Raw genomic sequence first — 21,944 nt, 5'->3', positions numbered from 1 at the left:
TCCGCTGTGCTGCGGACGGCCGCGCGTCTGGGCATGCCGGGGCTGAGGGCTGTCAGGCCTTGCCGAGCAGGCGCCAGATCTGGTTCTTCTTGTTGTTCAGCGCGCTCGCCGGGTCGCAGGCCCACTGGTGGATCTTCGCGCCGGGTGCCGTCGAGATCTCGCTGACGTCGACGCACTTGCCGCTGTGGACTGCGGCCAGTTGGTAGTCCTTGCTGTTGCCGAGCGCGGTGACGGGGTTGAGGGTGAACATCTGGTTGGTGGCGCCGTTGCAGGTGTACTGGATGACGGCGGCACCGTCGGCCATGGAGCGTCCCGAGACGTCCAGGCACTTGCCACTGTGCTGGTTGACCACCGTGTAGGTGTTCGCCCGGCCGGCGACGGGCTTGAAGTCGAACATCTGCTGGTAGCCGCCCTCGCAGTCGTACTGCTGGTACTGCGTGCCGTTGGCCGTGGACCGGTTGGTGTCGTCCAGGCACTGGTTGCTGTGCTGGGCGACCGCGACCGTGGAGATCGCGGTGTCGGACGGCGGGAGCAGGGTGACGGTGTAGCCGTCCGCCGCGTTGGTCCACGGCACGCTGACGGAAGCGGAGTTGCCGCTGACGGTCAGGGTCTGGTCGGAGACGGTGACCGGTCCGGTCACGGCGGCGCCGCCGTTGTTCGGTACGCGCTGCACGACCGCACGGACGCGGCCGTTCTCGACGACGCCGGTGGTGTCCAGGCGGTCGAGGCCGACGGTGATGTTGCCGGTGTTGCCGTTGCTGCCGAGCAGGATCTTCGCGTTCTTGGCGGCGTTGTCCTTGGTGGCCAGGGCATCGGTGCCGGTGCCCGGGGTGACCTTGACGATGTTGCCCGTCTGCGAACCGTAGTAGCGGTAGAGGAACCACTCCCCCAGCGGCAGGTACTGACTGCCGGTCTTGGTCAGCAGATTCGCCTGGAAGTCGTGCAGGTTGTCGGTCGAGGCCCAGTTCGCGCGCAGGCCGTCCGCCCCCGCCCGCTCCAGACGCGAGATGTACCAGCCGCCACGACCGGGGTTCTGCTCGCTGGTGCCGGCGTACTCGTTGACCTGGAACGGGCGGCTCGTCGTCATCGACCGGGCCGACAGCTTCGACCTCACGGCGTTGGCATCGGCGACCGGGTCACCCGGCAGGTCGTGCCAGCTGTAGATGTCCGGCTCGACGTTGTTCGCCTTCACGTAGTCCAGGTACGTGTTCCACCAGGTGGAGCCGTTCGAGGCGGGCTTGGAGGCACTGCTGGGGCCGACGACGACCGCGCCCGGGATGGCGGACCGGATCCGCTGGTAGGCGCGCTTCCACATCTCCAGGTACTGGGCCTGCGACCGCCCCCAGAAGGGCGTCCAGTCGGGTTCGTTCCAGATGTCCCACTGGACGTCGGTCATGCCGGCGGCCTGCACGTCGGCGATGAGGCGGTCGTAGAAGGCGTCGAAGCGGGACCAGTCGCCGTTGTCACCAGGGAAGGTGGGCGAGGTGGTCCCGTCGGCGCCCCACAGGTCGTGCGGCAGGATGACGAAGGTCCCGCCGAGGGCCTTGGTGCGCTCGTACTGGGCGTGGGTGGAGTTCCACCGGCGGTCGTACTTGCCGGCGACCCAGCCACCGGGGTTGTCCAGTTGGGCGCCGCCGGCCCGCATGAACTGCCACTTGATGTCCTTGTAGAAGTGCTCCTGGGGAAGCGAGCCGTTCTCGGTCATCCCGTAGATGGTGCCCGAGGCACGGTAGGTGGGGGCGCCCCCGGCGGTGGAGAAGTCGACGACCACGGTGGTGTCGGCGGCGTGCGCGCCGGTGGCGGGCATCAGGGTCGTGGCCAGAACGGCCAGGAGGACGCCGGTGGAGGGGACCGCTCGGCGGGTGGTTCTGGATCTGGGGTGTATCCGGGGCGGGTGCATGTGCGGCTCCTGAAGGGGGGAGGGACCGGGGACCGTCGTGGGCCCCGGGGCCGAGTGGGAGGCAGCCCGGTCAGTGGCTGTCTCGGTGTGCGTGTGCTTCGGCGAGGAGGAGATAGCTGCTGGCGGTCCAGGTGTAGGCGCGGTCGCGCAGCCCGGTCCCGGTGAGGGCGTCGAAGTTCTCGGCGAAGCCGTGGGTCTCGCACAGGGCTCGGAAGCGGGCACTGATGTCGTCGGCCAGGCGGTGGTGGCCGGCGCGGCGCAGGCCGTCCTCGACGAGGACGGTGGCGGGCGCCCAGATGGGGCCGCGCCAGTAGCCGTCGGCGAGGTAGTGCGGTGAGGTGGTCAGTTCGGTGGCGAGGCCGTAAGGGGTCAGGTGGGCCTTTATGTGGTCGGCCAGCGCGCTGCTGACATCGGGGGGCAGGTGCTCACCCAGGGCGATGGGCATCAGGTCCAGGAGGCTGGCGCTGCTCCAGGTGTCCCCGGTCGTGGCTGACCGGGCGACGAACCGCTCGCCGGTCCAGAGCTGTTCCAGCAGCGCCGTCTGGATCTCCCCGGCCATGCGGCTCCATCGCAGCGCCTCGTCGTCCTTGCCCAACTCGGCTGCGATATCAGCGAGTTCGCGCAACTGAAGGACGAGGAAGGCGGACAGGTCAGCGGTGACGACGACCCGTTCGGGGTCGAAGGTGGTGGCGTTGTCCCAGCCGCTGTCGTTGCCATGCTGGTAGTAGGGCAGGGCGTCGTGGGGTGCGCGTCGTGCCGTGAGCCAAAAGCGTGTCCAGCGTTCCAGCCGGTCGTATGTCTCGGCCAGTTCCGCCGTGCCGGGCGGGGTGGACAGCCGACGACGCAGGTGGCCGAACGCCCAGCCGTGGATGGGCGGTTTGACGAAGTTGTAGAGGACCTCGGAGTGGGTGACGGAATCGGGCAGGGCACCGCTCGCGTCCTGGTGGTCGAAGGGCAGGGCGAACTGGTCCAGGGCCAGTTCGGGGCGACCGGGCGCCAGAGCCAGGGCGTTGAAGCAGTGGTCCCAGCTCCAGACCTTGTCCATCCAGTGCTTGGACATCAGCACGGCGGGCCGGGAGATGAGGCCGGTCGGGCGTACCGTCGCCGACCAGACCACATACACGGCGAGTTCGGCGGCCGGTGTGGCGGCCGAGCGCCAGGGAGCCACCGCGTCGACGAAGTCCACGAAGGATCTCCGCGCGGCCTCGACAACCTCGTCGAACGCCGCCGAGGACGCGTAGGGCGGGCGTGAGGTGTCGAGTTCGTCGATCGCGATCTCCCACACGCCGTCCGCCTCCGCGGTCACGGCGACACCACGGTCGGCGCTGCTCAGCGCCTGGGCCCCCGCCGTGTCGGTGACGGTGCCGGACAGCACGGTGACGCGGTAGCGGCGTCCGGTCTCATACGACGAGAACACATGCCCCCGCGCGGCCGGGTCGTGGAAGAAGTACGTGCCACTGAACGGGGTCAGCGTCCGCGCGGCCGCGAAGACGCCGATGCCCAGGCCGCTCCCCCGCAGGCGTACGGTGTCCGGCGACTCGTAGGCGAGGTCGACCCGCCCGTTCCGGCCGACCCAGCTGAGCAGGCCCGGTGTCGCCTCGACGCGGGTCTCGGCGCGGTCACCCGCCGCCACGTCCAGGGGGACCAGGCGCAGGACGGCGTGCATGCCGTTCTGGTGCGAGACGAGGTGGAGGTCCTCGGCATACGTCTTCTCCGCCACCACGGGCGAGATGTCGAACCAGGAGCCGTACGTGCTGAACGGGACATCGTGGACGGAGAAGGGCGGGCCGGATCGGTCGGCGGTCATGCAGCGGCACTCGTTTCTCGAGCAGGGGGCACCGGCCGGCCGGGAGCGGCCGGGGCAGTGGTGACGGGGTGGAGGGGCTCAGCCTTGAGGCACTCGGTCCCTCGCGGCACTCAGTCCTTGACGGCTCCGGCGGTCACGCCGGCGGCGATGTAGCGCTGGGCGAGGACGAGGATCACCGTGGCGGGCAGGGAGGCCACGACGGCGGTGGCCATGATGGCGTTCCACTCCTGGTTGTTGTTGCCGATGTACTGGTAGATGCCGAGGGTGATCGGCTGGTGGGTGCCGCCGCTCGCGAGGGCGCTGGCGAAGACGAAGTCGGACCAGGACCACAGGAACGCGAACAGGGACACCGTGACGACGGCGTTGCGGCTCATCGGCAGCACGATCGACCGGAAGGTGGTCAGCGGCCCGGCGCCGTCCACCGTCGCCGCCTGGAGCAGTTCGCCGGGGATGCCGGACATGAACGCGGTGAAGATGAGGACGGCGAAGGGGACGGCCAGGGTGGAGTCGGCGACGATCAGGCCGGGGACGGACTGGAGCAGGCCGAGCTGGAGGTAGATGGCGTAGAAGCCCATCGCCATGATGATGCCGGGGATCATCTGGGCGACCAGGAAGAGGAAACCGAGCATGCCGCCGCCGCGTGGGCGGAGTTTGGCCAGCGCGTAGCCGGCGGGAGCGGCGAGGGCGACGGTCAGCACGACGGTGCCCAGGCCGATGACGAGGCTGGTGGCGAGGTAGGGCAACTGGTCGTCCAGGACGGACCGGTAGCCGGCCAGGGTGCCGTTGACGGGGAACAGGCCGGGTGGGCTCTTGCGCATGTCCTGGTCGCGGGTGAAGGACACGTTGAGCATCCAGTAGACCGGGAAGAGCATGAGCGCGGTCAGGAGCAGGCCGACGGCCGTCTTCCACCATGTACGGCTGGTGCTTCGGTTCATGACACCGCCTGCTTTCGCTGGACCCGGACGTAGACGAGGCCGAAGACCAGGGCGGCGACGACGAGCAGGTTGCCGACGGCCGCGCCGGGGCCGAAGGCGGGCAGCAGGTTGCCGAAGCCGAGCTGGTAGGACCAGGTGGCGAAGGTGGTGGAGGAGTCCGCGGGGCCGCCCCTGGTCATGATCCAGATGATGTCGAAGACCTTGAGCGTGTAGACCAGACCCAGCAGCAGCGTGATCGCGGACACCGGGCGCAGCAGCGGGAACGTGATGCGCCAGAACCGCTGCCAGGCGCCGGCGCCGTCGAGGGCGGCCGCCTCGTACAGCGAACCGGGGATCGACTGCAGGCCGCTGTAGAGCACGACCAGGTTGAACGGGACGCCGATCCAGATGTTCGCGATGATCACCGAGGCCAGTGACCAGGACGGCGAGGTCAGCCAGTTCACCGGGCCGATGCCGACAGCACTCAACAAGGCGTTGACGACGCCCGATTCACTGTTGAGCATCCACGACCAGGTGGAGGCCGACACGATCAGCGGCAGCAGCCAGGGCACCAGGAACAGGGCCCGCAGGGTCGCTGAAAGCCGGAAGTGCTGATGGAAGAAGACCGCCAGGGCCAGCCCGATGGCGTACTGGAAGACCAGGCACACGGCGGTGAACACCACAGTGTGGATGAGCGCGGGAGCGAAGGTCGGATCGTCGAAGACGGTCCGGTAGTTCGCCAGACCCGTGAACGGCGCGTCGCCCTGGACGAAGGAGCGGACGGTGTAGTTGCGCAGGCTCAGATCGAGGTTGCGGTAGAGCGGATAGGCGTAGAAGAGGACGAGGTAGAGGGTGACCGGGGCGAGGAAGGCCCAGGCGGCCCACTGCTGGGAGGTCGGGCGGCGCCGTGCTCGCACGGCGGCCGGGGGCGGGGCGGCGGTGGCCGCCCCGTTCCCGTCGCGTGCGGACCGGCGGTCCGACAACTGCGTCGTGTGCTTCATCTGCGGACCAGGGATCGTCGGCCGGCGGCTACTTGACGGAGGACTGCGCCTTGGCCAGCGCGTCCTCGGGGGACTCGGCACCGCTGAGGGCCGACTGGACCGCCTTCCACATCTGCTCGGAGATCTTCGGGTACTTGGTGCCGAGATCGTCGCTGGTGCGTCCCTTGGCCGACTTGACCGCGTCGACCCAGGGCTTCAGTTCGGCGTTCGCAGCCACCTGCTTGTCCTGGACCGCGGCGGTGGGGGCCACGTAGGACAGCGTGGTGTCGGTGTCGTACAGGTTCTGGGTGCTGGTCAGGCAGGTCGTCAGCTTCTGAGCGGTGGCGTAGCGGGCGGTGTCGTCCTGGACCGGGATGGTGACGAACTCGCCGCCGGTCGGGGCGGCGGCGTTGCCTCCCGCAGAGGCGGGGATGGGCAGGACGCCGTAGTCGAAGCCTGCCTTCTCGGCATTCGCGAGCTGCCAGGTGCCGTTCTCCGCGAAGGCGTAGTCACCGCTCGCGAACTCCTGCCAGCTGGTCGTCTGGGTGTTGTTGATCACCGAGTTGGGGGCATAGCCCTGCTCCAGCCAGTCCTTCCACAGCGACAGCGCGGACACGGCCTGGGCGGAGTCGAGTTCGGTCAGCTTCGCCCCCGAGCCCCAGAACCACGGCAGGAACTGGAAGCTGCCCTCCTCCGTGCCGATCGCGGAGAACGTGATGCCCTTCTTGCCCGCCTTCTCGACCTTGGCCAGAGCCGCCGTCAGCGACGTCCAGTCCTTGACCGAGGCGATGTCCACCCCGGCCTCCTTCAGCACCTTCTTGTTGTAGTAGAGGGCGAGGGTGTTGGCGCCGATCGGCGTGCCGTACGTCTTCCCGCCCGACTGGCCGGCCCCCAGCAGGTTGGGGTCGGCCTTCGAGGTGTCCAGCTTGTTCTCGTCGGTCGTGGTGAGCACGCCCGCCTCGGCCAGGGTCGAGACAACCGGGTTGTCGACAATGAGGACGTCCGGGGAGTTGCCCTGCTGAGCCGCCAGCAGCGTCTTGTTGGCCAGGTCGCTGGTGTCGAAGCCGGTCCGCTTGACCGTCACTCCGGCCTCGGTGCCGCACTTGTCCAGCAGCTTCGTCCAGGCCGAGCCCTTGGCGAACTGCGGATACGGGTCCCAGATGGTGTACGTGCCGCTGTCCGCGTCCTTGTCCGCGGTGCCGCCCGAGCCGGAGGAACAGGCGGTGCCGGTGACGGCTACGACGGTCGACAGGGCCACGGTGGCGAGGAGCCGCCTCGAGGAGCTGTGCATGGTGGATCCTTCGTTTTTGGCACACGGGTGCCGTGGGAGGGGTGACGAGGGGGGAAGCGGGCACGCCGGACGGAGACGGTGAACGGGTGTCCGGTGAAGTGAGGAGGCCTGAGGAGTACGAGGGCGGTCAGGCGGACATGCCTCCCGCAGGGCCGGTGCTGGCCCGCAGCGAGATCGGCGGGGCGAGAAGGTGGTGGCGCGGTGGCGCGTCGGGATGGTCGATCCGCTCGATGAGCAGGTCCACGGCGCGGCGGCCCATCTCCTCCGCCGGTACGTCCGCCGCGGTGAGCTGCGGGGTCACCGTCTCCGCCCACCGGCTGGCCACGACCCCGGTGACGGAGAAGTCGCGCGGGACATGACGGCCCGCCTTGGCGAGCCCTCCGTACAGGCCCCCGAGGGCGGCCTCGTTCAGCGTGACCACAGCCGTGGTGGCCGGGTCGTCGTGCAGGATCTGCTCCAGGCATGCCTGGCCGGACGCGACATCGTCGCCGCAGCAGTACGTGCGCACGGTCAGCCCGCGCTCGGCGGCGGCCTTGGTGAAGCCGTCCAGTCCTCGGTGCGCGGACTCGTATCCGGCCCGCAGGAGTTGCTCGGGTCGGTTGACGAAGGCGACCCTGCGGTGGCCGAGGTCCGCGAGGTGGTGGACGCACGCCGCCGCCAGTGCGGTGTGGTCCAGGCCGACCCACCAACTGCCGCCAGGGTGTGCGGTGCGGCCGATGGCGACGAAGGGGAAGTCCAGTTCGGCCAAGTGGTCGACCCGGTCGTCCGCCAGCCGGATCTCCATCAGGATGGCGCCGTCGACGCGCCGCTCACCGAGCAGCCGCTGGAACGAGCGGTCGCTGTCCGCACCGCTCGGAGAGAGCAGCACGTCGTAGTCGTAGGCCGCCGCGGCCTCCACCACGCTGCCGATGAAGTCCAGTTGCATGCCGGTGTAGTGGTTCCCGGCCGGCGGGAAGACCAGTCCGATCGTGCTGGTCCGGCCGTTGGCGAGGGCGCGTGCGCTCGCGTTGGGCCGGTAGCCCAGCTCGTCGATGACCTCCTGGATCTTCCGCCGGGTCTGGTCCGACACGGGGCGCTTGCCGCTCAGCGCGTAGGAGACGGTGCTTCGCGAGACACCGGCCCGCCGGGCGATCTCACCGATGTTCACGGCGACTCCTTGCTCGAACCGGTTCGACCTCTCGGAGGAGGAGGCGAGGGCCGGTCGTGTCGGTGTGGGGTGGAGATGTGGAGTGGAACGACGCGAGAGTCGGTTGTCGAACCGGTTCGCGTGAAGTGAAGGTAGGAAGCACCCGAACCCCTGTCAACACTCGTGACGAAATCTCTCGCGACCGGTTGAAGAGGGTTCTGAAGTGATGTCGGAGGGATTGATGGCCGCGAGCGCCGGTGCTAGCTTCGCCGAACCGGTTCGACTTTCCGCTACTCAAGGATTGAGGACGCCATCCATGTCAGGGCACCATGCCGGCCGGCGCCCGCCCGTCAATTCCGCGCTGTCGCCCCGGAGGTGAGGGGTTCGCCGGAGCGCAGGTGTTCCCTCAGCCACTGCTCGGTGTTGCTCACGTGGAGCAGCGCGGCGGCCTGGCTGAGGGCGGCGTCACGGGCGGACAGCGCGTTGAAGATCGCCTCGTGCTCGGCGAGAGTGCGGCCCGCGGCCTTGTCGTCGACCAGACCGCGCCAGATGCGAGCGCGCAGGGTGCGGCCGGAGATCCCTTCCAGGAGGGTGAGGAGGGTCTCGTTGCCCGTGGCCGAGACGACGGCGCGGTGGAAGGCGGCGTCGTGGGCGTTGAGCTGTTCGACGTCATCGCGGGCCTCGCGCATGGCGTCCAAGTGCCGCTTGACCTCGCCCAGTTGGGCGTCGGTGATCCGGGTGGCGGCAAGTGCCGTGGCCATCGGTTCGAGGAGCCGCCGTACCTCCATGAGGTCCTGGAGGGCGACCGAGTCGCCCTGGAGCAGTTCCACCGCGCCGCCGAGCCCCTCCAGCAGCAGGCTCGGCTGGAGGCTGGTCACATACGTGCCGTCGCCCCGGCGGACCTCCAGGACCCGCGCGACGGCCAGCGCCTTGACCGCTTCCCGGGCGAGGTTGCGGGAGAGCCCCAGCTGAGCGGCAAGGTCCGGCTCGGGCGGGAGCTTCGAGCCCGGCGGCAAGGCACCGGTCCTGATCAGCTCACGCAGCTGCTTGATGGCCTTGTCCGTCAGAGACACCGCTCATCCCTCCCCCCACTGTGCCCCGCGAGCACATCCGACCTGATCAGCCCCCGAGTGACGTTGATGATACTGGGATGCCGGTGATTCCGACTTTGGTCGACGATGCCGCTACCTCAGGACGACTGCGCACCATCTCGTGCTGCCCCCAGGGTGGAACTCCGTACATCGAGGAGGCAGCGTGGCGATTTTCCGTACACGGACAAGGGCAGGCGCCGTGACGCAGGCGGCGGCGATCGGGCTCGCGGTGGCGGCCCTGCCGTCTCCGGCGGCGGCCTTACCGGCCGAAACGGCGACTCCCACTCAGCTGTACGTCGCTCCTTGGGGCAAGGACTCCTGGCCCGGCACGCTGGACCGGCCCTTCGCCACACCGGCACGCGCGCAACAGGCCGTACGTGCCCGGGCGCCGCGGATGACGTCGGACCTGGTAGTGAACCTGCGCGGCGGGACGTACCGCCTGAAGGCGCCGCTGCGCCTGTCGGAGGCCGCGGGGGACTCCGGCCGCGGCGGCCACCGGGTGATCTACCAGGCGTACGGCCACGGGACACCGCGACAGGAGCGGGTGACGATCAGCGGCGGCCGTCAGTTCTCCGAGTGGCAGCCGGACCGACGGCTCAGGGGATTCTGGCGCGCGGACGTGGGCGGGCTCGAGACCCGCCAGCTCTACGTCGACGGCCGGCGCGCCACGCGGCTCACACGTGACGGTACGGGCTTCCCGGGCACGCTGAAGACAACCAGGACCGGTTACGTCACCACCAGTACCGTCCCCCGAACCTGGCGGAACCCCGGCGACATCGAGTTCGTCTACCGGTCCGGCTATGTCGAGGGCCGCTGCGGAGTCGCGGGGGTCTCCGGCAACGCCCGCCGGACCACCATCACCATGGACCAGCCGTGCTGGGATCTGGCCCAAGAGCTGTACGGCGGCCCGGAGTTGCTCGAAGTCCCGAACAGTGTGGAGAACTCCCCCAGCTTCGCACCCAAGCCCGGCAGCTGGTATCTCGACCGCTCCCGGCCCGGACACCACGAGCTGCTCTACTTCCCCCGGCCCGGGGAGGACATGCGCCGGGCCAAGGTGGTCGCCCCGGTCCTGGAGAACCTGGTCACCGGCACCGGCCGTCCGGGCCGCCCGCTCCACGACATCAGCTTCCGCGGCCTGACGTTCGCGTACGCCACCTGGCTGGCGCCCAGCGAACCCGCCGGGTTTCCCGCCGCGTGGAGCATGTACCTGCGGCCCGGGAAGGGCGAGGACGCGAGGCTGCTCACGGTGCCTGGCACGGTCGCCTTCCGCACCGCCGAGCGGATCACCTTCGAAGGCAACCGTTTCACCCACCTGGGCGCCCAGGCGCTGGAGTTGTCCGAGAACAGCTCGTACAACGTCGTCGACGGCAACGTCATCAGCGACGTCTCCGACGGCGGCATCCTGATGGGGGTGGTCCCGCCCGACCAGAAGGGGACCAACCGCGGCAACCGGATCACCAACAACTGGATCCACCACATCGGCGCGGAGTACCACGCGGCCTCCGGCATCTGGGACACCGCGACCCAGGAGACCACCATCGCGCACAACCAGGTCAACGACGTGCCCTACACCGGCATCCTCTCCGGGCCCAGCGACGACCTGCGGGGCATCATGCGCAACAACCGCATCCTCGACAACCGCGTCTTCGCGACGAACCGGCTCCTCGAGGACGGAGGCGGTATCTACCTGCGCGGCGAACAGGGCAGCTCCTTCGGCGACGGGGCCCTCATCAGCGGCAACGCGGTCACCGACAGCAAGTACGGCCTCTGGAACGTCGGGATCTACACCGACGACAGCACCAACTGGCTCACCGTGGACCGCAACACGGTCTACGACTATGTCGCCTCCATCGGCGGCTGCAGCGAGGAATGGGGCAACCGCCCCGTCCAGAACGTGCGCTACCGCGGCAACTTCTGGGACGATGCCGTGCCCGAATGGCTCGAACGACGAGAGTTCCCCGGAGCCTGGCCCCCGGCCGACGAGCAGAACCCGGAGGAGGGGTGCGGAGACCCCCACCGCCTCGCCTTCACCGACAACACGCTGCTGCCTCCCCGCAACCCCGGCCCGGCCTGCGCCGCCAACCCTGCCTGCGCCGCAGTCCTGGCGAACGCCGGCCCTCTCCCGTCCTACCGCCAGCGCCTGGGCATGCCATGACGGGACGGTGAGTCGCGTACGCGCCGCCAGGTCACAAACATGCCATGTTTGCGAAGTCTCAAATCGCCTCAAACACGCAATGAACAGGGTCAACTACCTTACCCTGCACCGCTTTTCATCCCTGCACACCCGTTGACATCCCCGTGAGACATGGCAGACCTTCATGCGTAACAAGCGACGCCGTGCATTCCTCTGTCCCCCACCGCACCAGGGATGTCTCCATGTCGAGTTCGATCAACAGACGCAACTTCCTGGCCGTCGCCACCTCCGTGGCCGCGGCGGCCGTTGCCGGAGGCGTGTTGGGTGCCGGCGCCGCTCAGGCGGCGCCCGGCACCTACACGCCCGACTGGGAATCGCTCGACCAGCACCCGCCGGCCCCGGAGTGGTTCCAGGACGCGAAGTTCGGGATCTACTTCCACTGGGGCGCCTTCAGCGTCCCCGCCTACGACAACGAGTGGTACCCGCGGAGCATGTACCAGGCGGGCAGCAACGCCAACCGGCACCACATCGCGACCTACGGCCAGCCGTCGGCATGGCCGTACCACAACTTCATCAACGGCGCCCGGGACCTGGCGGGCAACACCGTGAAGTTCGCGCCGAAGCTGAAGTCCGCCGGCGGGAACTTCGACCCCGACGAGTGGGCGCAGTTGTTCGTCGACGCCGGCGCCAGGTTCGCCGGCCCGGTCGCCGAGCACCATGACGGCTTCTCCATGTGGGACAGCCAGGTCAACGAGTGGAACTCGGTGAAGAAGGGCCCGGGTCTTGACCTGCTGCGGCTCTTCTCCACGGCCATCCGTGCCAAGGGCCTGAAGCTGCTGGTGTCCATGCACCATGCGTACAACTTCACCGGCTTCTACGAACATGTCCCCGCCCAGACGGACAGCAGCCTCAAGAAGCTCTACGGGCAGCTGGGTTCGGCGGCGGAGAACCAGCTCTGGTTCGACAAGCTCAAGGAGGTCGTCGACCGCGCCCAGCCCGACATCCTCTGGCAGGACTTCAATCTCGTTGCCGTCGACGAGCAACAACGCCTGAACTTCCTGGCCTACTACTACAACCAGGCCATCGGCTGGGGCCGTGAAGTCGTCGCCACCTACAAGGACGGCATGCACGGCAAGGGCGAGGTCTTCGACTACGAGCGCGGCGGCCCGGCCGACCTCACCACTCCGTACTGGCTGACCGACGACAGCATCTCCAGCAGCAGTTGGTGCTACACGCAGGGCATCGGCTACTACACCCTCCAGCAGATGCTGCACTCGTTCATCGACCGGGTCAGCAAGAACGGCAACATGCTGCTGAACATCGCGCCGAAGGCCGACGGCACCATCCCGCAGGCGCAGAAGGACATCCTGCTCGGCATCGGGGACCACCTGAAGCGCTTCGGCGAGTCGGTGTACGGGACCCGCGCCTGGACGGCGTACGGCGAGGGCCCGACCAAGATGGGCGGCGGCTCCTTCACCACTCCGCACGCCGGTACGCCGCAGGACATCCGCTTCACCCGCAACAAGGCGAACAACGTCCTGTACGCGACCGTCCTGGGCTGGCCCGGCAGCTCGCTGACGATCAAGACCCTCGGCTCGGACCGGATCAACCTCTCGTCGCTGACCTCGGTCAAGCTCCTCGGTGCCACCGCCGGAACCTACATCGACCTGCCCACGCCGGCCCAGAACGCGTCCGGCCTCACGGTCACCCTGCCGTCGTCAGCGCCGTACAGTGCGGGCGCCTACGTGCTGAAGCTCGCCTTCTCCGGCACGATCCCGGGCCTGCGGCCGCTCGCCGGTGCCATCGCCTTCACGGACGTCAACTACACCGGCAGCGCCGGCGTGTTCACCGTCGGCGACCACACCGCGGCCGACCTGACCGCCGCCGGACTGGGCGCGCGCACGCTCTCCTCCCTCCGGCCGGCTCCCGGCTACCAGGTCATCGGCTACTCCGGCGACAACTTCACCGGCACCTCCTGGACGTTCACCGCCGAGAACCCCGACCTGCGGGTCACGGGCAACAACGACCAGATCACCTCGTTGAGGGTCCGGTTCAACCCGGCGACATACTTCCGGATCACCAACGCCGCCAATGAACTCGCCCTGGACAGCGGCGGCAACGTGGCCTCCGGGTCCAACCTCAAGCAGTGGACCTGGGACGGCAGTTCCAACCTGCAGTGGCACGCGGAGGCGGTCTCAGGCGGCTACTACAGGCTGGTCAACCGCACGAACGGCATGGTCGCCGACGGCTGGGGCGCCACCGCCGACGGCACAGCCGCCAGACAGGCCCCCTGGAACGGCGGCACCAACCAGCAGTGGACGATCACCCACCGGGGCGGCGACCGCTACTCGATCGCCAACCGCACCACCGGTCTGGTCCTCGACGGCGGCGGCAAGGTCGACTCGGGCTCCGTCGCCAAACAGTGGACGTACGGCAGCAGCACCAACCTGCTGTGGACCTTCACGGCGCTCTGATCCTCGGGGGCTACTTCAACCGTGCGCCGACCAAGGCGATGCCCACGAGCAGGCCCCAGCACAGCAACACCACGATGTTCTCCTCTTCTACGGTCTGCCCAGCACCGGGTCGGCGGTTCTGAGGTCGATGAGGTGCCCTCCGTTTGCGTGTAGCCGGGCCAGGAAGCGATAGTGGTGCGCCCGCGCCGCCCTGCCCTGGAGCGAGCCCGTCAACCGGACCGCCTCGTCGTCGACTTCGACCGACGAGACCTCCCCGCCTCCCCCGGCCGTAGGGCCGCGGGATCCAGCAGGCGCGCGGTCTCGACGAGCCCTGCTCGGAGTGCAGCAGAAAGGTGATCTTCACGGGGCCTCGTCACTCACCCGTCGTGGTCTTGGCCCGCACCTCCATCCCATCGCCGTCCGCTCTCGTCATCACTCCGCCGACCAGCGGGACCACCCCCGCCGACAGGCCGGACGCGGCCATCCCGGAGAAGGACCCGCGCCACCCTGACGGTTCACACGCGCGACCGAGCCCGGGCCGGCCGCGCCTCACCGTTCCTTGAGAAGTCGGCGGCAACCTTTTCGGCTCCGGCGGTCACTGAGCAGTGCACATCGGCTCGATCTTCCGAACGGACGGGTAATGCAGACATCGAGACAGGCCGCGCGGCAGCGCAGGCAAAGGCGCAGGCTCGTGTTGGGTACCACCTTGGCGGTGACCGCCGCGGGCGTTCTCGCCTCCCTGGTCGTGGCGTTGCTCCCCGACCGCAGGGTCGATGCAGGGCCCGCCGCGGCCACGCCCGTCGCCACCACCCAAGAGGCAGCCACCACCGCGGCCAGGACGCCCACTCCGACCGCGACGGCGACACCGACCGCCACCCCGACCCCCACGCGCAGTGCGGCCACCGCGTCGGCACGACCGTCTCCGAAATCCACCCCTCGGCCTCCGCGAACGGCATCCGGCGCGGCAGCGTCGACAGGACGCATTCAGCCCAAGACCACCTATCAAGGAGTCGCCACCGCCTACGAGGCCGCCGACGGAAACGGCGCCTGCCTGTTCGGCCCGAGTCCCGACCTCATGATCGCGGCCATGAACACCACGGACTACGAGACGTCCAGGGCGTGCGGCGCGTACGTCCTCGTCCGCGCGGCCAATGGCAAGTCGATCACGGTACGGATCACCAACGAATGTCCCCTGCCCTGCGCACCCGGGCAAATCGACCTCAGCCAACAGGCCTTCGCCAAACTCGCCGACCTCAAGGTCGGCCGGATCCCGATCACCTGGCAGCTGCTGAGCCCCAGCACGTCCGAAACGATCTCGATCAGGTACAAAACCGGGTCCAGCCAATATTGGTGCGGCATCCAGGCGATCGGCCACCGGAACCCGGTAGCGCGCCTGGAGGTCCAAACCGGCGACGGCTGGCGGCAGTTGCCCCGCACCGAATACAACTACTTCCTTTCAGCCAGCGGCAGCGGGTGCGGCAGCTCGATCAGAATCACGGACATCTACGGAGAACGACTGACCATCACCGGGATCGCGGTGCGGCCGAACGTCGCGCAACCGACCCGGGTTCAGTTCGCCCAGCACTGATTCCGCCGTCCCACAGGACGCGTGCGCAGCCGAGTTGTCGAAGCGCATCGACGCGGCGACTTGTCCCTGATGGGCCGTCAATGCCCCTTACTCAAGAAACTTTCACTGCGTCCAGACTCTTGTTGCGCAAGAAACAAGTCCGTTACCTTCCCGCGTAGGTGAAGCGCTTCGACACGCTTCCAGGGAAGGGCCCGGAACCCTCATGACGGCACGCGACATCACCGACCGCCTGCGCGGCCTCGCCTACGGCGGCGACTACAACCCCGAGCGGTGGGACGAGCCGGCCTGGAAGGAGGACGACGAGCTCATGCGCCAGGCCAGGGTCAACCTGGCCACTCTCGGCGTCTTTTCCTGGGCCCTGCTCGAACCGGAGCAGGGGCGCTACGACTTCGCCTGGCTCGACGCCCACATCGACCGCCTGCACGCGAACGGCGTGGCCGTCGACCTCGCCACCCCGACGGCCTCCCCGCCGCCCTGGTTCACCCTGGCCCACCCCGAGGCGCTGGCGGTCAGAGCGGACGGCACCCGTCTGGTGCACGGCAGCCGCGACACGTACTGCCTCGCCTCGCCCGCCTACCGCAGCGCGGCCCGCCGGATCGCCTCCGCGCTGGCCGAACGGTACGGCGACCACCCGGCTCTCGCGCTGTGGCACGTGCACAACGAGTACGGCACGCTCTGCTGGTGCGACCACGCGGCCGCGGCCTTCCGGGTGTGGCTGCGCGCCCGGCACGGCTCGCTCGACGCGCTCAACGAGGCGTGGGGCACGGCTTTCTGGAGCCAGCGGTACGCCTCCTGGGAGCAGGTGCTGCCGCCGCGCGCGACCCAGCACCACAAGAACCCGAGCCAGACGGTGGACTTCCACCGCTTCTGGGCCGACGAGATCATCGCCGCCTACTGCGAGCCGCACCTGCCGGAGCTGCCGGCCGGTGTCGAGGCCGTCACCCGGCACGCAGCCGACGGGCGCCGCCGGCAGGTCCTGCTCAACCACAACTCCGAGGCCGTGCCCTTGCCGACCCCCGCCCACGACCTGCTCACCGATGCCGTCGCGCACGAACTGCCGCCCGGCGGTTGCGCGGTTCTGCGCGGCCACTGACCTCGAAAGGGCCGCCATGACCAAGGAACGCGGATCCTTCGACTGGGGGCACGAGGCCACCGTGACCCTGCCCACCGCTCCGTCCGCGGCGCTGCTCCGCATCACCCGCACGGAGCCGGACGCTCCCTGAGCGCCGTCCCTGCTGCTCACCCCACGAAAGGACGACCAAGGGTGCCCGCTCAGAACCGGCCCGCCCGCGCCGCCAACCCCGTGCTCCCCGGCTTCCACCCCGACCCCAGCGTCTGCCGGGTCGGCGACGACTACTACCTCGCCTGCTCCAGCTTCGAGTACTTCCCCGGCGTACCCCTCTTCCACAGCCGTGACCTGGTGCACTGGCGGCAGATCGGCAACGTACTGGACCGGCCGGAGCAGTTGCGTCTGCCGGCCTCCATGCCGTCCTCGGGCGGCATCTACGCCCCCACCCTGCGCCATCACGACGGCCGTTTCTGGCTGATCGTCACCAATGCCCGGGAGGGCGGCGACAATCTGATCGTCACGGCGACCGACCCGGCCGGACCGTGGTCGGATCCGATCCCGGCACCAGGCGTGCCCGGTATCGATCCCGACCTGGCCTGGGACGAGGACGGCACCTGCTGGTGCACGGTCGCGGGGGTGTCGCAGGTCCGTATCGACCCGTCCACGGGCGAGACGTACGGCACACCGCGCAAGCTCTGGTCCGGCGGCCCCGGCGCGAAGGCCCCGGAGGCGCCGCACCTGTACCGGATCGGCGACTACTGGTACCTGCTCATCGCCGAGGGCGGCACCGAGCGCGGCCACGGCGTGTCGATCGCCCGCGGTCGCACGCCCCAGGGCCCGTTCGAGCCGTGCCCGGCCAACCCGGTCCTCACCCACCGTGGCACCGACCATCCCGTGCAGAACACCGGGCACGCGGATCTGGTCCAGGCGCCCGACGGCTCCTGGTGGATGGTCTTCCTCGGCGTACGACCGCGCGGCGGCACCCCCGGCTGGCACGTGCTCGGCCGGGAGACCTTCCTGGCGCCCGTGACCTGGGAGGACGGCTGGCCGGTCGTCGGCGAGGTCACATTGGACCTGTCCGAACTCCCCTGGCGGCTCTCCCCCGCTCCCGCCGAGGAACGGCACGACGACTTCGAGCTCGGCGAACTCGGGCCGGCCTGGATCTCCGTGCGGGACCGCACCGCCGAGCTCTGCACCACCAAGGAGCGCCCCGGCTGGCTGACGCTCCGCGCGCGGGGCGGCTCCCTGGACGAGCCCGACGTGGTGTTCACCGGCCGACGCCAGCAGCACCACACCTGCCGGTCCCGCACCCTGGTCGACCCGTCCGAGGGAAGCGGCGGCCTCGCCGTCCGGCTGGACGAGCGGCACCACTACGCGATCGAGGCGTCCGGGACTGACGTACGGGTGATCGCGCGCGTCGGCTCCCTGCGCACGGTGGTGGCCGAACACTCCGTGCCTGCCGGGCCCTTGGTTCTCGCCCTCACCATCACGGACCCACCACCTCCGCACGGACCGTGCACCGGACCCGACGTCGTCTCCCTCGGCATCGAACAACCCGACGGCACCTTCACCGAGTTCGCGGCCCTCGACGGCCGCTACCTGTCGACCGAGGTCGCGGGCGGCTTCACCGGCCGGGTCATCGGCATGTACGCCACCGCAGGCACCGTCCACTTCGACTGGTTCGACTACGAGCCCCTCGAAGGCTGAACCGGCCGAACGGCACGACCGAAACCGAAGGGCACGACCGACCGAGAGGGACGACATATGAAGGACATACGGCACCCCGCACACCATCACAGCCGCGCCCCCGGCCGCCTGGCCTCTCTGCTCCTGGTGCTCGCCGTCATGCTGGGACTGGCCGGCGGCACCTCGACCGCCGCGACCGACACCACGGCGGAGCCGACGCGGTCCACCGTCAGAGTTCCGGCCCGCGCGATGGACGCCGTCGCGGCGATGCAGCCCAGCTGGAACCTGGGCAACACGCTGGACGCGATTCCCAACGAGGATTCGTGGGGCAACGGGCAGACCACCAAGGCGACGTTCGAGAAAGTCCGCGCGGAGGGTTTCCGAAGCGTCCGCATCCCGGTGACGTGGGGCGACCACCAGTCCGCCACCGCGCCGTACACCATCGACGCCACCTACATGGCCCGCGTCAAGCAGGTCACCAACTGGGCGCTGAACAGCGGACTGTACGTCGTGCTCAACGTCCACCACGACTCGTGGCAGTGGGTCGAGAAGATCACGAGCGACCACGACAACGTGATGGCCCGGTTCAACTCCACCTGGTCCCAGATCTCCACGACCTTCCGTGACGCGCCGCGCGCTCTGGTCTTCGAGGGCATCAACGAGCCGAGCTTCGCCGGCGCCACGGATGCGCAGAAGTTCCAGTACCTGAGGGAGCTGCAGACCTCGTTCCACTCCCTGGTCCGCGCCTCGGGCGGCGCGAACGCGAACCGCCTGCTGAGCCTGACCACGCCGGCCGGCAGCCCCGACCAGGCCTTCATGGACGACCTGTACAAGACGATCACCTCGCTGAACGACAGTCAGCTCATAGCTCAGGTGCACTTCTACAGCTGGTACCCGTTCAGCGTGAACGTCGCGGGCGGCACCCACTACGACGCCACCGCGCAGAAGCACCTGGACGACACCTTCGCCAACATGCACAACACCTTCGTCGCCAAGGGCATCCCGCTCTACATCGGCGAGTACGGCCTGCTCGAATGGCCCAACCACTTCCACCCCTCCCGCGTCGAGCGGGGCGAGGCGCTGAAGTACTACGAGCATGTCGGCTACACGGCGCGCAAGTACGGCCTCACCACCGCCCTGTGGGACCCGTTCTCGTACCTGAACCGCGAGACCCTGCAATGGCGTGACCCGGCCCTGATGAACTGGATCAAGTCGAGCTGGACCACCCGCTCGGGCACGGCCTCCTTCGACAAGGTCTTCGTGCCGAAGTCCGGCCCGATCACCGCCAAGTCGCTCACCCTGAACCTCAACGGGACCAAGTTCCGCGGGGTGTGGCAGGGCGACACCAAGCTGACCGCGGGGCGGGACTACACCGTCTCCGGCAACCAGCTGACCTTCACCCCGACGGCGCTGACCCGCCTGGTCGGCAACCGCGAGTACGGCGTCAACTCGACGCTCCAGGCCCGGTTCACCAGTGGGCTGCCCTGGAACATCGACATCGTCACCAACGACGTCCCTGTCCTGACGAACGCCTCCGGCACCACCGAGTCGTTCGCCGTTCCCACCCAGTACCGGGGCAACGACCTGGCAACGATGCACGCCACGTACGCCGACGGCACCAACGCCGGCCCGACCGACTGGACGCCGTTCCAGGAGTTCAACAAGGCCTTCTCACCGGACTACCCGAACAGCACGATCATCCTGCCCCCCGAGTTCCTCAAGACGCTCCGCGACGGGGAACCGGCGACGCTGGTCTTCCACTTCTACAGCGGCACCACCGTCACGTACCACGTCACGAAGTCCGGCAGCTCGGTCACCGGCACAGCCTCCTGACCGACCGACCAGCCCTTCGCCCTGGTTGCCCTGCCCGGCAACCAGGGCACGCGTGTCAGCGGCTCCCTCACTCCTCCTTCGGCGGAGCCGTGCTCTCCCGGACGGTGAGGGTGGTCGCGATCTCCAGTCCCACCTGCGGCACTTCCTCGCCGCGACCGAGCGCCAGAGCCAGCTCGGTGGCGGCCGCCGCCATCTCGGCCAGCGGCTGATGGACCGTGGTCAAGGGGGGATCCATCCAGGCCACGGTAACCCGTGCTCGCGGGTGAGCTGGGTCTTCACCACCAGGCCGGGTTCCATCGGCACGGTCCGGCTTCCGTGAGAGCGGAATACTAGCCGGACAGCCGTGCGAGGCAGAAGGAGTGGTCAGGTCCGCTGATCATGGCGATGCGCGGGTGCCCCAGGTCGACCAGATGCCGGGTCGCCGCCTGACCGCCCCTCCAGTTCGTGGCACCCACGAACGGAACGTCGTCAGGCAACTCGTCGATCGGGTCGAAGACGACGAACGGGATGCCCTTCGCCGCCAGTTGGCCCCGTTCGGCTTCCGAGAGCTGGGCGACCGACGCGGGCCCGGGTCTCGTCCGACACCCCCGACCGGCCGTTGAGCACCTTCGACACGGTGGGCACGGATACGCCCGCGGACTCGGCGATGTAAGCGATCGTCACCGATGCGGGTCCCCCGCCGCGCTCTCCGTGGCCCCCGTCGAAGGTCTTTCCGCCCGGTTGTCCGGCACAGTCGCCTTTCCCCGGGGCACAGCTCCGACGTGGAGGATTGTCATGAGCATGCAAGCACTCTACAGTCCGCCGAAAACAGCTCATGGGAGCGCTCCCAACCACCTCCGAAAGAGGGTTCACCATGCGATCGTTACCGCACCTTCCCCGCACCGTGCGCGGCACATGGGGCGCGCTCGTCACCGCGCTCGCCACCGTCGCCGCGCTCTTCGCCGCCACGCCCCCGGCCCAGGCCGACACCACCGTCTGCGAACAGTTCGGCTCGACCGTCATCCAGGGCCGATACGTCGTCCAGAACAACCGCTGGGGCACCAACGACCCTCAGTGCGTCACCGCCACCGACACCGGCTTCCGGCTCTCCCGGGCCGACGGCTCCGTGCCCACCAACGGCGCGCCGAAGTCGTACCCGTCCCTCTTCAACGGCTGCCACTACACCAACTGCTCGCCGGGGACCAACCTCCCCGCGCAGCTCTCCGGCATCTCCAGCGCGCCGAGCAGCATCTCGTACGGCTACGTCGGCGACGCCGTGTACAACGCCTCGTACGACATCTGGCTGGACCCGACGCCCCGCACCGACGGCGTGAACCGGACCGAGATCATGATCTGGTTCAACAAGGTGGGCCCGATCCAGCCCATCGGCTCCCAGGTCGGCACGGCCACCGTCGGCGGACGCACCTGGCAGGTGTGGTCGGGCAGCAACGGCTCCAACGACGTGCTGTCCTTCGTCGCTCCGTCGGCGATCGACGGCTGGAGCTTCGACGTGATGGACTTCGTCCGGCAGGCCGTGGCCCGCGGACTGGCCCAGAACAACTGGTACCTGACCAGCGTTCAGGCCGGCTTCGAGCCCTGGCAGAACGGCACCGGACTGACCGTGAACTCGTTCTCGTCGGCCGTCAACACGGGTGGTGGACCGGGCGGCCCGGGCGGCGCCACGACCTGCGCGGTGTCGTACGCCACGAACGTGTGGCAGGGAGGCTTCACCGCGGACGTCACCGTCGCCAACACCGGTTCGGCCCCCGTCGACGGCTGGCGCCTCGCCTTCGCTCTGCCCTCCGGCCAGCAGATCACCAGCGCCTGGAACGCCTCCGTCTCCCCGTCCTCGGGATCCGTCACGGCCAGCGGCCTGACGTACAACGCGAGCATCGCCCCCGGCGGCAGCCGTACGTTCGGGTTCCAGGGCACCTACAGCGGCAGCTTCGCCGCGCCGGGCGGGTTCAGCCTGAACGGGACCGCCTGCACCGGGACATGACGTGACCGGCGCCGGACGCTTTCGTGCCGTCCGGCGCCATGACAGCCATCCGCGGCGAGGGCCGTCGCCGCGGATGGCGCCAAGAAGGTTCACG

General features: G+C 69.0%; 16 protein-coding genes and 1 pseudogene. 7 read left to right on the top strand and 10 right to left on the bottom strand.

What is annotated here, in order from left to right; all coding sequences use genetic code 11:
• Window positions 1–52: 52 nt before the first annotated feature.
• From ACTWQO_RS10110 to ACTWQO_RS10080, 7 genes are all read right to left on the bottom strand, one after another.
• Window positions 53–1,900: an RICIN domain-containing protein gene (locus ACTWQO_RS10110; RefSeq protein WP_443236872.1), complete on the bottom strand. Its 1,848-nt coding sequence runs from the start codon at window positions 1,898–1,900 to the stop codon at window positions 53–55.
• Between the two features lie 70 nt (window positions 1,901–1,970).
• Window positions 1,971–3,707, bottom strand: coding sequence for an amylo-alpha-1,6-glucosidase (locus ACTWQO_RS10105; RefSeq protein ID WP_443236871.1), 1,737 nt, complete (start codon window positions 3,705–3,707; stop codon window positions 1,971–1,973).
• Window positions 3,708–3,817: 110 nt separating this feature from the next.
• Window positions 3,818–4,642 (bottom strand): carbohydrate ABC transporter permease, encoded by an 825-nt coding sequence (locus ACTWQO_RS10100; RefSeq protein ID WP_443236870.1) that lies wholly within the window; start codon window positions 4,640–4,642, stop codon window positions 3,818–3,820.
• Window positions 4,639–5,622 carry a carbohydrate ABC transporter permease gene (locus ACTWQO_RS10095; protein WP_443236869.1) on the bottom strand — a complete coding sequence of 328 codons (984 nt, stop codon included), beginning with the start codon at window positions 5,620–5,622 and terminating at the stop codon, window positions 4,639–4,641. Before ACTWQO_RS10095 ends, ACTWQO_RS10100 begins: the two co-directional genes overlap by 4 nt.
• 28 nt (window positions 5,623–5,650) lie before the next feature.
• Window positions 5,651–6,892 carry a sugar ABC transporter substrate-binding protein gene (locus tag ACTWQO_RS10090; RefSeq protein ID WP_443236868.1) on the bottom strand — a complete coding sequence of 414 codons (1,242 nt, stop codon included), beginning with the start codon at window positions 6,890–6,892 and terminating at the stop codon, window positions 5,651–5,653.
• Window positions 6,893–7,019: 127 nt separating this feature from the next.
• Window positions 7,020–8,039, bottom strand: a complete 1,020-nt coding sequence (locus ACTWQO_RS10085) for a LacI family DNA-binding transcriptional regulator (RefSeq protein ID WP_443236867.1) — start codon at window positions 8,037–8,039, stop codon at window positions 7,020–7,022.
• 329 nt (window positions 8,040–8,368) lie between these two features.
• Window positions 8,369–9,091 (bottom strand): FadR/GntR family transcriptional regulator, encoded by a 723-nt coding sequence (locus tag ACTWQO_RS10080; RefSeq protein WP_443236866.1) that lies wholly within the window; start codon window positions 9,089–9,091, stop codon window positions 8,369–8,371.
• Between the two features lie 181 nt (window positions 9,092–9,272).
• Here ACTWQO_RS10080 and ACTWQO_RS10075 point away from each other — a divergent pair, with 181 nt between their 5' ends.
• From ACTWQO_RS10075 to ACTWQO_RS10050, 6 genes and pseudogenes are all read left to right on the top strand, one after another.
• Window positions 9,273–11,264, top strand: a complete 1,992-nt coding sequence (locus ACTWQO_RS10075; protein ID WP_443236865.1) for a right-handed parallel beta-helix repeat-containing protein — start codon at window positions 9,273–9,275, stop codon at window positions 11,262–11,264.
• 221 nt (window positions 11,265–11,485) lie between these two features.
• Window positions 11,486–13,717, top strand: a complete 2,232-nt coding sequence (locus ACTWQO_RS10070) for an alpha-L-fucosidase (protein ID WP_443236864.1) — start codon at window positions 11,486–11,488, stop codon at window positions 13,715–13,717.
• A gap of 619 nt (window positions 13,718–14,336) precedes the next feature.
• Complete coding sequence (locus ACTWQO_RS10065; protein ID WP_443236863.1) at window positions 14,337–15,284, top strand: expansin EXLX1 family cellulose-binding protein; 948 nt, start codon at window positions 14,337–14,339, stop codon at window positions 15,282–15,284.
• A 202-nt stretch (window positions 15,285–15,486) separates the two neighbouring features.
• A pseudogene (locus tag ACTWQO_RS10060) lies at window positions 15,487–16,185 on the top strand (beta-galactosidase); the annotation flags it as partial.
• 363 nt (window positions 16,186–16,548) lie between these two features.
• Window positions 16,549–18,060 carry a glycoside hydrolase family 43 protein gene (locus ACTWQO_RS10055; protein WP_443236862.1) on the top strand — a complete coding sequence of 504 codons (1,512 nt, stop codon included), beginning with the start codon at window positions 16,549–16,551 and terminating at the stop codon, window positions 18,058–18,060.
• 57 nt (window positions 18,061–18,117) lie between these two features.
• Window positions 18,118–19,872 (top strand): cellulase family glycosylhydrolase, encoded by a 1,755-nt coding sequence (locus tag ACTWQO_RS10050; protein ID WP_443236861.1) that lies wholly within the window; start codon window positions 18,118–18,120, stop codon window positions 19,870–19,872.
• Between the two features lie 67 nt (window positions 19,873–19,939).
• On the opposite strand, the gene ACTWQO_RS10045 is transcribed toward ACTWQO_RS10050, so the two are convergent.
• The 3 genes from ACTWQO_RS10045 to ACTWQO_RS10035 all read right to left on the bottom strand — a co-directional run bounded on the left by ACTWQO_RS10045 (window position 19,940) and on the right by ACTWQO_RS10035 (window position 20,688).
• On the bottom strand, window positions 19,940–20,107 hold the full coding sequence (locus ACTWQO_RS10045) for a substrate-binding domain-containing protein (protein ID WP_443236860.1): 168 nt from the start codon (window positions 20,105–20,107) through the stop codon (window positions 19,940–19,942).
• A 94-nt stretch (window positions 20,108–20,201) separates the two neighbouring features.
• Window positions 20,202–20,348 (bottom strand): hypothetical protein, encoded by a 147-nt coding sequence (locus tag ACTWQO_RS10040; protein ID WP_443236859.1) that lies wholly within the window; start codon window positions 20,346–20,348, stop codon window positions 20,202–20,204.
• Window positions 20,341–20,688 (bottom strand): LacI family DNA-binding transcriptional regulator, encoded by a 348-nt coding sequence (locus tag ACTWQO_RS10035; RefSeq protein ID WP_443236858.1) that lies wholly within the window; start codon window positions 20,686–20,688, stop codon window positions 20,341–20,343. Before ACTWQO_RS10035 ends, ACTWQO_RS10040 begins: the two co-directional genes overlap by 8 nt.
• 37 nt (window positions 20,689–20,725) lie before the next feature.
• On the opposite strand from ACTWQO_RS10035, the gene ACTWQO_RS10030 reads away from it, so the two are divergent.
• Window positions 20,726–21,850, top strand: coding sequence for a GH12 family glycosyl hydrolase domain-containing protein (locus tag ACTWQO_RS10030; RefSeq protein ID WP_443236857.1), 1,125 nt, complete (start codon window positions 20,726–20,728; stop codon window positions 21,848–21,850).
• Window positions 21,851–21,944: the final 94 nt, after the last annotated feature.

Origin of the sequence: Streptomyces sp. 4N124, assembly GCF_052245395.1 — a bacterium.
In the GTDB taxonomy this organism is placed as follows: domain Bacteria; phylum Actinomycetota; class Actinomycetes; order Streptomycetales; family Streptomycetaceae; genus Streptomyces.
Note: the sequence above shows the minus strand (reverse complement) of the source record. Positions and strands in the feature narration are given on the sequence as shown.